The sequence below is a fragment of the Diaphorobacter caeni genome, from assembly GCF_015354245.1.
GTDB classification, from domain to species: Bacteria; Pseudomonadota; Gammaproteobacteria; order Burkholderiales; family Burkholderiaceae_C; genus Diaphorobacter_A; species Diaphorobacter_A caeni.
In genome coordinates this window covers 120,585-133,560 of record NZ_JADKYZ010000007.1, presented here as the reverse complement: position 1 = coordinate 133,560, position 12,976 = coordinate 120,585, and the positions used below count along the sequence as shown (strand labels likewise).

General features: G+C 64.4%; 11 protein-coding genes. 6 read left to right on the top strand and 5 right to left on the bottom strand.

Annotated elements, in window-relative coordinates; translation table 11 throughout:
• The first annotated feature begins 5 nt into the window (after positions 1-5).
• The 6 genes from ISG32_RS17770 to ISG32_RS17745 all read left to right on the top strand — a co-directional run bounded on the left by ISG32_RS17770 (position 6) and on the right by ISG32_RS17745 (position 7,393).
• Positions 6-1,118, top strand: coding sequence for an XdhC family protein (locus ISG32_RS17770; RefSeq protein ID WP_194772371.1), 1,113 nt, complete (start codon positions 6-8; stop codon positions 1,116-1,118).
• A 117-nt stretch (positions 1,119-1,235) separates the two neighbouring features.
• On the top strand, positions 1,236-3,083 hold the full coding sequence (gene ggt, locus ISG32_RS17765; protein ID WP_194772370.1) for a gamma-glutamyltransferase: 1,848 nt from the start codon (positions 1,236-1,238) through the stop codon (positions 3,081-3,083).
• Between the two features lie 92 nt (positions 3,084-3,175).
• On the top strand, positions 3,176-4,294 hold the full coding sequence (locus tag ISG32_RS17760; protein WP_228529909.1) for an Ldh family oxidoreductase: 1,119 nt from the start codon (positions 3,176-3,178) through the stop codon (positions 4,292-4,294).
• Complete coding sequence (locus tag ISG32_RS17755; RefSeq protein WP_194772369.1) at positions 4,287-5,891, top strand: phospholipase D family protein; 1,605 nt, start codon at positions 4,287-4,289, stop codon at positions 5,889-5,891. Before ISG32_RS17760 ends, ISG32_RS17755 begins: the two co-directional genes overlap by 8 nt.
• A gap of 131 nt (positions 5,892-6,022) precedes the next feature.
• Entirely contained in the window at positions 6,023-6,487 is a 465-nt protein-coding gene (locus ISG32_RS17750) for a MarR family winged helix-turn-helix transcriptional regulator (protein ID WP_194772368.1), read from the top strand.
• A gap of 3 nt (positions 6,488-6,490) precedes the next feature.
• Complete coding sequence (locus tag ISG32_RS17745) at positions 6,491-7,393, top strand: alpha/beta hydrolase family protein (protein ID WP_194772367.1); 903 nt, start codon at positions 6,491-6,493, stop codon at positions 7,391-7,393.
• A 195-nt stretch (positions 7,394-7,588) separates the two neighbouring features.
• Here the strand turns inward: ISG32_RS17745 and ISG32_RS17740 are convergent, their stop codons facing one another.
• The 5 genes from ISG32_RS17740 to ISG32_RS17720 form a co-directional block, all read right to left on the bottom strand.
• Positions 7,589-9,232 carry a hypothetical protein gene (locus ISG32_RS17740; RefSeq protein ID WP_194772366.1) on the bottom strand — a complete coding sequence of 548 codons (1,644 nt, stop codon included), beginning with the start codon at positions 9,230-9,232 and terminating at the stop codon, positions 7,589-7,591.
• A 22-nt stretch (positions 9,233-9,254) separates the two neighbouring features.
• Positions 9,255-9,743 carry a type III secretion system chaperone gene (locus tag ISG32_RS17735; RefSeq protein WP_194772365.1) on the bottom strand — a complete coding sequence of 163 codons (489 nt, stop codon included), beginning with the start codon at positions 9,741-9,743 and terminating at the stop codon, positions 9,255-9,257.
• Positions 9,744-9,843: 100 nt separating this feature from the next.
• Positions 9,844-11,070 (bottom strand): multidrug effflux MFS transporter, encoded by a 1,227-nt coding sequence (locus ISG32_RS17730; RefSeq protein WP_194772364.1) that lies wholly within the window; start codon positions 11,068-11,070, stop codon positions 9,844-9,846.
• The gene (locus ISG32_RS17725) at positions 11,067-11,546 is read right to left on the bottom strand and encodes a MarR family winged helix-turn-helix transcriptional regulator (protein WP_228529908.1); all 480 of its coding nucleotides are present in this window, start codon (positions 11,544-11,546) and stop codon (positions 11,067-11,069) included. Before ISG32_RS17725 ends, ISG32_RS17730 begins: the two co-directional genes overlap by 4 nt.
• A gap of 167 nt (positions 11,547-11,713) precedes the next feature.
• Positions 11,714-12,970, bottom strand: a complete 1,257-nt coding sequence (locus tag ISG32_RS17720) for a phenylacetate--CoA ligase family protein (RefSeq protein ID WP_194772363.1) — start codon at positions 12,968-12,970, stop codon at positions 11,714-11,716.
• Between the last annotated feature and the right edge of the window lie 6 nt (positions 12,971-12,976).

The following is a 12,976-nucleotide window of genomic DNA, read 5'->3' as shown; positions in this document are numbered from 1 at the left end:
GTGCCATGGAAAATCTTGATGTCATGGTCCTGCGGCAATTGCGCGACTGGCGCCGTGCGGGCCAGCGCGCGCTGCTCGCCACGGTGGTGCGCACCTGGGGATCGTCGCCGCGCCCCATCGGCTCGATCATGGCGCTGTGCGAAGACGGCACGGTCGTCGGCTCGGTCTCGGGCGGCTGCATCGAGGACGACCTGATCTACCGCTACAGCCAAGCTTACGCGAATGCAGCGCCCACGAGTGCGAGTGCGAACGCGCCCAAGGGCGAGAAGACCATGCCGAGCGGCGCGCCCGGCTTCGTGAAATACGGCATCACCGCCGACGAGGCCCATCGCTTTGGTCTGCCCTGCGGCGGCACCCTCGAGCTGCTGCTCGAATACGACCCCGATCCCGCCCAGCTCTCCGAGCTGGTGCGGCTGCTCGAATCCGGCCGGCTGGTCGAACGCGTCGTGCGGCTGTCCGACGGTGCCGTCACGCTGACCGCCGCCGCCGCGCCCACCGAGCTCGAACTCACCGACACCCAGCTCGTCAACACCTTCGGCCCGGAATACCGCATGTTGCTGATCGGCGCGGGGCAGCTCACCGAATACCTCGCGACCATGGCGCTGTTCAGCGGCTTCGCCGTGACCGTGTGCGACCCCCGGGAAGAATATCGCGGCGCGTGGAGCGTGGCGGCCGCCAAGGTGGTGAGCGACATGCCCGATGACGTGGTGCAGGCCTTCAAGCCCGACCGCCGCAGCTGCGTGGTCGCGCTCACGCACGACCCCAAGCTCGACGATCTGGCGCTGCTTGAGGCGCTCAAGACCGATGCGTTCTACGTCGGAGCCATCGGCTCGCGCCGCAACAACCAGGCCCGTCATGACCGCATGATCGAACACTTCGGCGAAACCGAGGAAAGCCTTGCGCGCCTGCGCGGCCCCATCGGCATCTACATCGGCAGCAAGACGCCCGCCGAGATCGCGGTCAGCGTGATGGCCGAGATTCTTGCCGTGAAGAACGGCGTTGCGCTGCCGCGCGACGTGGAGGTCGCCATCGCCAAGAACGAGCGACATCTGGCCGCCCACGACACCCCGGCGCCGGACTCCATCGTCTGCGGCCTGACCCGTCTGGAGCACGATTGAGCGCGCCGGCCTGTCAGCCAACACGCCGTACGGGGGCGTGAGGTTCCGCTGGGCTGGGACATGCCCGCTCCATCCCTTAGGATGTAGCCATCACCAGTCAGCCCACAAGGAGACGTCATGGCTCAACCCCACCGAAATGCCCTCCGCGTCCTGCTGCCCATCACGGCTGCCGGTCTGCTGCTGAGCGCCTGCTCCGGCACACCGTCACTCAAGCTCCCGCCCGCAGCCGACCAGCCCGAAGGCTCGTCGGGCTACACCGAAAAGCCCGGCTGGGCGACCACGAAGTTTGCGGTGGCCGCCGCCAATCCGCTTGCCACCGAAGCGGGCTACCGCGTGCTCAAGGCGGGCGGCAGTGCCGTCGATGCGGCCATCGCGGTGCAGATGGTGCTCACGCTGGTCGAGCCGCAATCGAGCGGCATCGGCGGCGGCGCATTCCTGTTGCATGCCCAAGGCAGCAAGGTCGAGGCCTACGACGGCCGTGAGGTCGCACCCGCAGCCGCCACCGAGAACCATTTCATCGGCAAGGACGGCAAGCCCATGGCGTTCATCGACGGCGTGGTCGGCGGCCGCTCGGTCGGCGTACCCGGCGCGGTGCGCATGCTTGAGCTCGCGCACAAGGAACACGGCAAGCTGCCATGGGCGAGGCTGTTCGAGCCCGCCATCGATCTGGCGGAAAACGGCTTCAAGGTCAGCGCACGCCTGAACACCCTGCTCTCCAACGAAAAGCACCTCGCCAACGATCCCGTCGCCCGCGCCTATTTCTTCGACGCGGCGGGCAAGCCCTGGCCCGTTGGCCACACGCTCAAAAACCCCGAACTCGCCAGGGTGCTGACCGACATCTCGAAGAACGGCTCCAAGGCGCTGCTCGAGGGCGACGTCGCCAGGGCCATCGTCGACAAGGTCAACGGCCATCCGACCAATCCGGGCCAGATGACGCTGGCCGATCTGGCGGGCTACCAGCCCAGGAAGCGCGAAGCGCTGTGCACCGACTACCAGCTCTCCGCGCGCACCTACCGCATGTGCGGCTTTCCGCCGCCCAGCTCCGGAGCGATCGCCGTCGCGCAGATCCTCGGCATCCTGAAGAACACCGACGCCACGGCCATGCAGTTGGGCGACGGCCTCACCGGCCCCGGTGACCCGCTCGGCCCGCTGCCCAGCGCCGACTGGCTGTACTTCTACAACGAGGCCGCACGCCTGGCCTTCGCCGACCGCAACCTCTATGTGGCCGACCCCGACTTCGTGCAGCCGCCCGCAGGCGACTGGAAAAGCCTCGTCGCGCCCGCGTATCTCGCAAGCCGCGCCAAGCTGATCGGCGAGAAGAGCATGAACGTCGCCCAGCCCGGGAAGCCCGGCGAGATCAAAACCAGCTATGCGCCCATGCCCGAGCAGATCGAGCACGGCACCAGCCACATCAGCGTGGTCGATGGGCAGGGCAACGCCGTCGCGATGACCACCACCATCGAAGACCAGTTCGGCTCGCGCCAGATGGTCAAGGGCTTTCTGCTCAACAACGAGCTGACCGACTTCAGCTTCGCCCCCAAGGACGCGAATGGCGCTCCCATCGCCAACCGCGTGCAGCCCGGCAAACGGCCCCGCTCGTCGATGGCGCCCACGCTGGTCTTCGACAAGACCGACGGCAAGCTGCTGATGAGCGGCGGCAGCCCCGGCGGCGCGATCATCATCCACTACACGACCAAGCTGCTCTACGGCATCTTCAACTGGGGGCTCACGCCGCAGCAGGCCATCAACCTGCCCAACTTCGGCTCGCTCAACGGCCCGACCATGCTCGAAGAAAAGCGCTTCCCCGAAGCCACCGTCTCCGCCCTGCGCGCACGCGGCGCCGAGGTGCGCGAGATGAACATGACCAGCGGCCTGCAGGCCATCACCCGCGCGGAGATCCATGGCATGCAGATGTGGCTGGGCGGCGCGGACCCTCGACGCGAAGGGGTGGTGATGGGGGATTGAGCGATTCATCCAGCACCCCGCGCGACGCCTGACGCGACGTGGCATGCCCGAACAAGGCATCGCTTTCGCCCGTTCCATATGGAGGCGGCACAATGACCATAGACTCAACCTCCTCGCCCACCTCCAACATCAACGCTTCTTCATCCATGTCGGCTCCACCATCCACCGCATCATCCCGCCCCCAGCAGGTCCACATTCCCTTCAACGAACTGCGCACCCTGCTGGAGCAGATCTTCGTGCGCCACGGCACCAGCGCGCAGGTCGCCGCGGTGCTGGCCGACAACTGCGCGAGCGCGCAGCGTGATGGCGCGCAGAGCCACGGCGTGTTCCGGATGGCGGGCTATGTGTCGACGCTGCAAAGCGGCTGGGTCGACGGCAAGGCGGTGCCGGTGGTGGAGGACAAAGCACCCGGGTTTCTGAGCGTCGATGCGGCCAACGGGTTTGCGCAGCCTGCGTTCTTCGCGGCCAAAGATCAACTGATCGCCAAGGCGCGCGCCAACGGCATCGCGCTGCTCGCGATCCAGGGCTCGCACCATTTCGCGGCGCTGTGGCCCGACGTGGAGCCGCTCGCGCGCGAGGGACTGGTGGCGCTCACGGTGGTCAACAGCATGGCTTGCGTCGTGCCGAGCGGCGGCCGCCGCGCGCTGTTCGGCACCAATCCGATCGCGTTCGCCGCGCCGCGCGCCAATGGCGACCCGGTCGTCTTCGACCTCGCGACCAGCGCGACGGCACACGGTGACATCCAGCTCGCCGCACGCGCCGGCCACGCGGTGCCGCATGGCTATGGCGTCGACAAAGAGGGCAAGGACACCACCGATCCGAAGGAGATTCTCGAAGGCGGAGCGCTGCTGCCCTTCGGCGGCGAGCACGGCGCGCACAAGGGATCGGCACTGTCGATGATGGTCGAGCTGCTGGCAGCAGCGCTCACGGGCGGCAACTTCTCGTTCGAATTCGACTGGAGCCAGCACCCCGGAGCGCAGTCGCCGTACACCGGCCAACTGATCATCGCCATCGATCCGGCTTTCTCCAGCGGAAACAATTTCGCCGAGCGCTGTGAAACGCTGGTGCAGTCCATGGCCGACGCGGGCCAGACGCGCCAGCCCGGCGCGCGCCGCTACGAGCAGCGCGTGCGCTCGATGGCGCATGGCGTGCCCGTTGACGCGGATCGCTGGGCACAGCTGCAACAGCTCGCTGGAATCGCAGATGCCTGAGCTGTCGCACTTTCCGCCCCTTGCCTTCACGCGGCCCGCGTCGCTGGTGCGCCATGCACGCGGCACGCTCGGCCTTGCCTGTCTGCTCTCGCTCTTCGGCTGCAGCCTGCCGCCGCTTGAAGGCCGCAGCGTCTCGCACGCGCTGTCCGCCGAAGAGTCCGCGCAGACCAGACTGGGGCGCGCGGTGGAGCCCGAACTGCAGGCGCATCCCGGCACCACGGGCATCCACCCGCTCGAGGACCCGCACGACGCATTCGCCGCGCGCGCCCTGCTGGCCCGCGCCGCCGAGCGCACGCTCGACGTGCAGTACTACATCTGGCACAACGACATCACCGGCACCATGCTGCTCGGGGAATTGCTCACCGCAGCCGAGCGCGGCGTGCGCGTGCGCATGCTGATCGACGACATCGGCACCTCGGGCCTCGACACCGAACTCGCCGCCATGGCGGCGCACGCGAACATCGAAGTGCGGCTGTTCAACCCGATGACGATCCGCAAGCCCAAGATGCTCAGCTACGTCATCTCGCCCATGCGCGCCAACCGGCGCATGCACAACAAGTCGTTCACGGTGGACAACCAGGCCACGATCATCGGCGGACGCAACGTGGGCGACGAATACTTCGGCGCCACCGACGGCAAGCTGTTCGCCGATCTGGACGTGCTCGCCATCGGCCCGGTGACCAAGGACGTATCGACCCAGTTCGATGCTTACTGGACAAGCGCCAGCGCGTATCAGGCGCAGGATCTGCTGCCCGCGCCCCAGTCCGGCGATCTGGAACAACTCAAGAGCAAGGCCACGGAGCTGATGCAGTCCCCGCGTGCGACGGAGTTTTCGCAGAGCATCACGCAGAGCCCCTTCGTCGCCAGACTGATGGACCGCACCTTGCCGATGCAATGGGTGCAAGTGAAGATGGTCACCGACGATCCTGCCAAGGGCCTGGGCAAGGCACCGCGCGAGCACCTGCTGTTCCCGCAGCTGGAAAAGGCGCTCGGCAAGATCGATACCAGCGTCGATCTCGTCTCCGCCTACTTCGTCCCCGGCAAGGCCGGCGTCGATGCCTTCGGTCAGCTTGCCGACGCGGGCGTGAAGGTGCGCGTGCTCACCAACGCCATCGAAGCCACCGATGTTCCTGCAGTGCATGCAGGCTACGCCAAGCGCCGCAAAGATCTGCTCGAGCGCGGCGTGACGCTGTATGAAATGCGCAGCCTCGTTCCGTCTTATGCAGGCCAGCACGAAAAGCGCTTTTTCCAGCGTTTCGGCAGCTCGGGCGCGAGCCTGCACGCCAAGACCTTCGCCGTTGACGGCAAGCGTCTGTTCGTCGGCTCATTCAACTTCGATCCGCGATCCGCCCACCTGAACACCGAACTCGGCTTTCTCATCGACAGCCCGGAACTCGCGCAGCAGCTCATCCGCGTGTTCGACAAGGAAGTGCCCCGCGTGTCCTACCGCGTCGAGCTCGGCAAAGACGGCGATCTGCAATGGGTCAGCGGCATGGGCGCCAACGCCACCGTCTACACCACCGAGCCGCACACCACCTGGTGGAGCCGGGGCATGGTGCGGTTTCTGGGCTGGCTTCCGATCGAATGGCTGTTGTAGCGCACTGACCCGTTCGTCGCCCCTTTGTGACGGAGGCAACCCACTCGCACGCACCATGTCGCGGACGTGATAGTTGAGGAAGCGAGGCATGGATATATTTCGCATACGAAATAATTTCCAGCCTCTCCTCCATGCCCAGACCGCCGCGTTTCATACATCTGCTGAACAGCGCCCAACGTCGCCTCCAACTGCGGGTTGCCGCTGAACAGGCCAGCGCCGCAGCCGACGCGAGCACCGCTCCGTCCCCCGCTCAGGCCGGAGTGCTCTTCAGCCTTGCCAAGCACGATGGCGCGACCATGGGAAACCTCTCGCAAGCGCTGGATCTCGTGCCATCCGCCGTCTCGGGCCTAGTGCAGCGCATGGAGGCACTCGGCTGGGTGCAGCGCAGATCCTGCGGGCTCGATGCGCGCACGCAGCGCGTGTGGCTGCTGCCCGCAGGCGGCGAGCAACTGCCTGCCCTGCACTCCGCACTCAAGCGCATCAACGCCGATCTCTCGCGCGGCTTCTCCAGCGCAGAGCTGGAGATCGTCGGCCGCTGGCTGGCACATGTCCAAGGCCTGCCGCTTCCTTCGTCCACCCCAACACGCAAGATCTGAAGCATGACCGCAACCCTCCCATCGGCCCAGTTGCCTCCGCAAGCCGTAGAGATCACCTGCGAAGACGGTCAGGTGCTGTCGGGTCACTTCATTGCGCCATCCAGTCAGGTGGACGCGCAGTTGCCCGTGCTGATCGCACCGGCCACCGGCGTCAAGCAGCACTTCTATCTGCGCTTCGCGCGCTGGCTGGCGGAGCGTGGACATGCGGTGCTGCTGTTCGACTACCGCGGCGTCGGCCTGTCGCTGCAGGGCCCGCTCACCCAGTGCAAGGCGACCCTCAGTGAATGGGGCCAGCAGGATCAGGTGGCGGCGCTGAACTGGCTGCTTCAGCGCACCGGGGCCGAACAGCTCATCCTTGTGGGCAACAGCGCCGGAGCGCAGATGCTGGGCCTGCTCCCCAACCATGCCCGCATTGCACGCGTAGTTGGAATTTCATCGTCAAGCGGATGGTTCGGCGGCATGCCTCTGGGCTTTTCAATCAAAGCGCGCTTCGGCCTCTCGTGCATCGTACCGTTGGGTGTGAGGCTGCTGGGCTACTCACCCACATCCGCGCTGGGACTGGGAGAGAACCTGCCCGCCAAGGTCGGTCTGCAATGGGGTGAATGGTGCGCAGCCGGAGGCTATGCCACCAATGCGGTGAAACAGCGTCCCGAGCAGGATTTCCACGCGCAGGTAAGCATGCCCATAACGATTCTCTACGCAAGCGACGACAGCATCGCGACGCACGCCACGGTGAAGGATCTCCTGCGCACCTTTCCAGCAGCGCCTGGTCAGTCGATCCAGATCCGCCCCCAGGACCATGGGCTCAAGGACCTCGGCCATCTGAACTGGTTCAGACAGTCGCATCAGGTGATGTGGCCGCTGATGTACCGGGCGATCTGTGGGCAGGCATCAGTCGACGGATGAAGCAGTTCCCACCGCTTGTTTCGCCGCGTTGAGCAGCACGAAAACAGTGTCCTGCAATCCGTCACCGTCATGCAGCGGATGGACACCCAAGAATTCCACAAGCCCATTGCCGCCGCACGCTGGCATGGGCAACGGAGTGAGGCTGGTCGATGCGCTTCCTCCAGGAGCCTGTTCACGGCTCAAGCTCGCCTCGGCTCACGCAGGCACTTCCGCGGATGAATCGAGCGGCCCGGGATTCTCGGCAGGAACCGTGGCTGGTGAGGCGCTTCCCCGCAGATAACTCCACGCACCACCCGCCAGCGAACTGACTGTCGAGACAGTGCCACTCAACAGATAGTGCGTTCCGCTGGCGATCGCCTTGGTGGAACTGACGGCAATGCTCACTCCGGCTTGAACGATCTGCGGAGTGTTCTCTTCATATTTCTTTTGCACCAATTGCACTGAGCGATCCTTGAGAGGCTTGGTGTCACCTGTGAGTGCAGCGTGCAGCGTATCACTCAGATAACCATAGATCTGGCTGTCCTTCTGGACAAGTGCCTCATCGCTCAGGATGGCTCGGTCAATGACGCTTGTGATCACTTCACCCAACCTCGCATTGCCGGTAAGACTCGTGATCTGCGCATTCAAACGATTGACGAAATGCTCTTTTCCATGGGCATTCGCCATCGTCGCAAGTATCTTCTCCAGCGGCTGCTCTTTGGATATCGACTCCATCCACCCAAGTGCCGTGCTCAACGAGCCTTCAGCCGGCACGAAGGTGCGGATGAAATCCAGAACCTCCTTCGCACCCTCGGGGCCCTTCTGGAGCAATGCCACCGTACGATCCTCAAGCGGCTTGGTATCCCCCGAGAGAAAAGCATGCAGGGTATCGGCGAGGAGGCCATAGGTTTTGCTGTCTTCCTGAACATGGTCCGGATTGCTGATGATCGCGCGGTCCACCATGTTGGTCAGCATGCGGGCGTACTTGGGGCTGCCTGTTGTCGACTCGAACTGCGCGTTCATTTTTTCAAGAAGCGCGTCCTTTCCATGAGCTGCCGCCATGGTCGCCACGATTTTCTCGAAGGGTTGCTCCTTCGCCGCCGACTCCAGCCACCCCAAGGCCGCATCGATGTTTCCGCCTTCCGGCACAAAGCCACGAACGAAATCAAGCACCGACTTGGATCCATCCGGAAGGGCCTTGAGCAGACTCACGCCACGATCTTCAAATGGCTTCGTATCACCGCCCGACAGATTGAAGTACAACGCATCTGCCAAGTAGCCAACCTTGGAGTTGTCCTCCATCACCCATTCTGGTTTGTTCAGAATGCCGTGGTCGATGATCTCCATGAGTCTGTGGCTGGCGAAATCCCCTACCAGAAGCTGCAGGCGGTCGGCGAGAACCTCGCGCCCATGCTTGGCCACCATGGTGGCCAGTGTTTTCTCAAGCAGCTTTTCGCCAACCTGCTCTCCTGCAAAATCACCAGCCAGGTCAATGGCGTCATCCAGAAATGCGGCCACTGCGGGATGTGGCAGTTGAGGCTTCGGCAGCAGCGCATGCATCAGCCCCTTGAACGCATCCTGCACGTCCGCAGTACTGTCCGCCTGCAGAAACTTGTCGATATGTGGCTTCAGCTCCTTGGTTTGAACACCCAAGGCCTCGGGGTAGGCATCCACCGCTGCACTGGTTCCAGCCCGCATTCCCGCGTGAAGCGCCGAAGTGGCCAAAGTGTCGCGGTTGATCGAGCCACCCGTCAGGCGATTGGCGATGGAGTTCAGCGTGTCCGACTTCGTCAACGCGGAAAGCGCGATCGACTTGAAGGCTGCGGAAATGCCCGCGCCAATGGTTTGCAGCGACGTCATGGCTACCCTTTCGACAACCCGCTCAGGCGCGTTGCGACATCAGCATGGACATGGGATCCGCCGGGTTGGCCACGTTCTTGACATTAGTGGGGTTGCCTTGCAGGCGCACCACCAGATCCAGCAATGCCTTTTGCCAGCGCTCCAGGTCATTCACCAGCAGTTCGATGCTGGCCAGCGCCGACTTGTCGTCCAGGTGGTCCAGTGCCAGGGTCTTGAAGAGAATGACCCTGCTCAGCTTGGGATCCAGTCCGAAATAGCAGCCATTGGTCGCCATGCCGAACAGATGGATCTGCAGCAGCGTCTGGAGCACGGTCTCGCGCGCATTGCCCGACGGCGGCAGCGCCAGCACCGGAGCAAACACGTAGACGGAGCGCTCGTCCTTGGACAGCTCGAAGGTCACTTCCAGCTTTCCGTCGAAGGAAAGTGTGCAACCGCCGTCTGCTACAGCCGCAGCGGTATCGATATGCACAGCAGCACCAAGTGCGGCCAGAAGCTGGGAGAAATTCAGCATGGTGAGGTTCCTGCGAAGGGGTAATGGACTATCTGTGCAGTGTGAGTAACCGCACAGCCCTTCGAGTTCCAATCTCACGGAAATGCCTCGGAACACGCTCTCAGATACCCTCGCCACCTTCCTGATGAAGCGCCTCCTTGCGCTCCCGATGAATCGCGAATTGCACCCCGGCCTGCCCCGCCGCAGCCGCGCCGATCAGCACAATGGCCGCTGACAATGCAGGGTTGTCGCCCCAGCCGACCATCAGCGTGAACAGCGCGCCCAGCGCCATCTGGGAGAAGCCGTAGAGCCCCGCCGCCGAACCCACGTGGTGGGCATCGACCATCAGCGTCTTGGACAGCGCGGCCGGACTGGCCGTGCCCGAGCCCATCGCGAACAGCAGCATCAGCACGACGATGGCGGGCAGGTTGAGCCAGCCGATCAGCTCCAGCACCAGAAAGACCGCGGCGCTCGCAATGCTCAGGCCGTTGCCGAACACCAGCAGCTTTTCCACCCGCACGTTGAGCACCATGCGGCGGGTGATCGCGTTGCCGATGCCCATGCCGATCATGATGATGCCCAGCGAGAGGCCCACGTCGCGCACCGGGTGGTGCAGCTGCTCGGTGATCACGAAGGGCGCGGCCGCGATGAAGGCGTAGATCGACGTGGTCGCGCAGGCACCGCCGAACGCGTAGCCGAGGTATTTGGGCGACTTGAGCAGCGAGGTGTAGTCGCGCGCAAGGGCCGTCACGCTGACAACACCGGTCGGGCTGCCGGTCTCCGGCACCTTCTTCCAGGTGAGCACCAGCGTGGCCGCACCGAGCAGCGAGAGGAACACGAACACCATGCGCCAGCCGCCAAGCTCCACCATCGTCGAGCCGATGATGGGCGCGAGCCCCGGGCCGACCATCATGATGAGGTTGAGCAGCGCCAGCGCGCGCACTGCTTCGTCGGCGCTCGTCGTATCGCGCACCATCGCGCGCCCAAGCGCCAGCCCCGCACAGCCGCCGAGCGCCTGAAACAGCCGCGCAAGCACCAGCGTTTCCACGTTGGGCGCAAGCGCGGCGACGATGCCCGCGCCGAGATACAGCGACAGCCCGACCATGAGCATGGGGCGGCGGCCGAGCGCGTCCGACAGCGGCCCGTAGAACAGCTGGCCGAACGCCAGTCCGAGGATGTAGATGCCGATGGTCGCCTGCACCGCCGCGCTGTTGGTGTGCAGCGCACGCGCCGCATCGGGCAGAGCGGGCACGAACATGTGCATGGCCAGCGTGCCGCTCAGCGTGATCATCACCAGCAGCCAAAGCGGCGCACGCACCTTGCCGATCGCGGTCACGGGCGCGTTCATGCGGGCCTCCCCGCATCATCGGATTCGAGCTTCTGCAGTTGCGCTCCAATGCTTTGCAGCACGGTGAACGCGGCCGTCAACTCGTCCGGGCTCACGGCGGAAAAGAGCTTCAGGCGCTCCTCGGCGATCAGAGCCTTCACCTGGCGCACGATCTCCAGCCCCTTGGGCGTGATGCCGATGGTCTTGGCGCGGCGGTCCACATGTCCGGCGCGAACGATCAGCCCCGCCGACTCCAGCCCGTCCAGCAGTCGCACGACCGATGAACTGTCGAGCCCCAGCGACGCCGCCAGATCCTTTTGCCGCATCGGCGCCGTGGCGCGCTCCAGATGCGTGAGCGGCAGCCAGGTCGCCTCCGTCAGCCCGAGCGGCCGCAGCAGGCGGTCCACCACGCGGCGCCATTGCCGATTGAGTTGCCCCATCGTGAACATGATGTTCTGCTGAACCTGAGGCAGGGTTTGCGCTTCGTGGAGCGACATGGATTGTTGTTCTTCGAAATAGATGACATGTCAATTATTTCAGAAATCCTATGGTTTACCCGAATGAATTGGCAAAAATCCATGGACCGCTCATGGTCGCGGACTCCGCAGCACATACATCGCTGACAGCCACAGCGTGCGCGCACTCAGAGCGTATTTACGCTGCCTCAAGCCAACGCACGTTCATCCACCACCTTCAAACCATCCGCAGGCAGGCTTCCTGCGGACACCAGTTGCACGTCGGTGCGCAGACGGGTGATGTCCCTGAACGCAGCAGCGACCGCATCGGCAAACGCAGTCCCCTGCTCAAGCGACTCGAGCTGCAGCGTCAAATGGTCCTGTTCATTGACTCTGCTGATGATCAAGCGGCACTTGTCCACCTGAGGCACGCGCTGGACGATCTGGTCGATATGCACCGGGTGCACGAACATGCCGCGCACCTTGGCGGACTGGTCCGCGCGACCGAGCCAGCCCTCGAGTCGTGGAGCCGTTCTGCCCGTGGGACAGACGCCGGGCAGCACGGCGGAAAGATCCCCGGTGGAGAAGCGGACCAGTGGATAGTCCGGGTTCAGCACGGTCACCACGACCTCTCCGACTTCGCCGTCCGCAACCACGTGAGATGTACCGGGCTCCACGATCTGGACGATGACCTGCTCGTCGAGCACAAAGCCTTCGCGCGCCACCGTTTCATAGGCGATGAGGCCCAGGTCGGCGGTGGCATAGGTCTGGAACACGTCCACGCCCTGACTCTTGAACCACTCGACTTGACTCGCAGGGCAGGCCTCTCCGCTCACGGACGCGACGCGCAAGCCTGGCAGTTCACGCCCTTGCGCACGGGTTTTCTCAAGCAAAATCCGTAAAAATCCAGGCGTTCCGCAGTAGGCATCGGGCCTCAGTTCCTCCATGGCTGCAATCTGTTGCTCGGTCTGCCCGACTCCGGCGGGGAAGACCGTGCACCCAAGCGCATGCGCTCCCGCTTCAAACATGAATGCACCGGGCGTCATGTGGTAGCTGAAAGCGTTGTGCACAAGATCGTCAGCGCCGAAGCTCGCCGCATGCAGCGCGCGCGCCATGCGCCAGTAGTCCGGCTGCACTCCTTGCGGCTCGTAGATCGGTCCGGGAGACGCAAACAGGCGCGGCATGCCAGGACCTTTTCGGAGCCTGGAAAACCCACCGAACGGCTCGCGATGCAACCCCGCACGCTGCCTCGCGAACAGATCGGACTTGCGGGTGATGGGAGTGTTCGAGAGCGCATCGACATCGCGCAGCTGCGATGGGTCGATGTCCTTCAAGCCATCCTTCAGCGCGGGAGCCGCCTCCTGCGCCGCCGTCAAGACCGAGCGAAGGGCTGCGAGTTGCTCCGCTGTTCGCTGATCGATGCTGCGCGTCTCCAGCGCATCGAAGTATTCGCGGGATGAAGTCATGATGGA

Excerpts from the sequence above, each read along its gene's own strand:
- ISG32_RS17760 (WP_228529909.1), top strand. The coding sequence starts at position 3,176 with ATGACCATAGACTCAACCTCCTCGCCCACCTCCAACATCAACGCTTCT.
- ISG32_RS17735 (WP_194772365.1), bottom strand. The coding sequence starts at position 9,743 with ATGCTGAATTTCTCCCAGCTTCTGGCCGCACTTGGTGCTGCTGTGCAT.
- ISG32_RS17720 (WP_194772363.1), bottom strand. The coding sequence starts at position 12,970 with ATGACTTCATCCCGCGAATACTTCGATGCGCTGGAGACGCGCAGCATC.
- ISG32_RS17750 (WP_194772368.1), top strand. The coding sequence starts at position 6,023 with ATGCCCAGACCGCCGCGTTTCATACATCTGCTGAACAGCGCCCAACGT.
- ISG32_RS17740 (WP_194772366.1), bottom strand. The coding sequence starts at position 9,232 with ATGACGTCGCTGCAAACCATTGGCGCGGGCATTTCCGCAGCCTTCAAG.
- ISG32_RS17730 (WP_194772364.1), bottom strand. The coding sequence starts at position 11,070 with ATGAACGCGCCCGTGACCGCGATCGGCAAGGTGCGTGCGCCGCTTTGG.
- ISG32_RS17725 (WP_228529908.1), bottom strand. The coding sequence starts at position 11,546 with ATGTCGCTCCACGAAGCGCAAACCCTGCCTCAGGTTCAGCAGAACATC.
- ggt (WP_194772370.1), top strand. The coding sequence starts at position 1,236 with ATGGCTCAACCCCACCGAAATGCCCTCCGCGTCCTGCTGCCCATCACG.
- ISG32_RS17745 (WP_194772367.1), top strand. The coding sequence starts at position 6,491 with ATGACCGCAACCCTCCCATCGGCCCAGTTGCCTCCGCAAGCCGTAGAG.
- ISG32_RS17755 (WP_194772369.1), top strand. The coding sequence starts at position 4,287 with ATGCCTGAGCTGTCGCACTTTCCGCCCCTTGCCTTCACGCGGCCCGCG.
- ISG32_RS17770 (WP_194772371.1), top strand. The coding sequence starts at position 6 with ATGGAAAATCTTGATGTCATGGTCCTGCGGCAATTGCGCGACTGGCGC.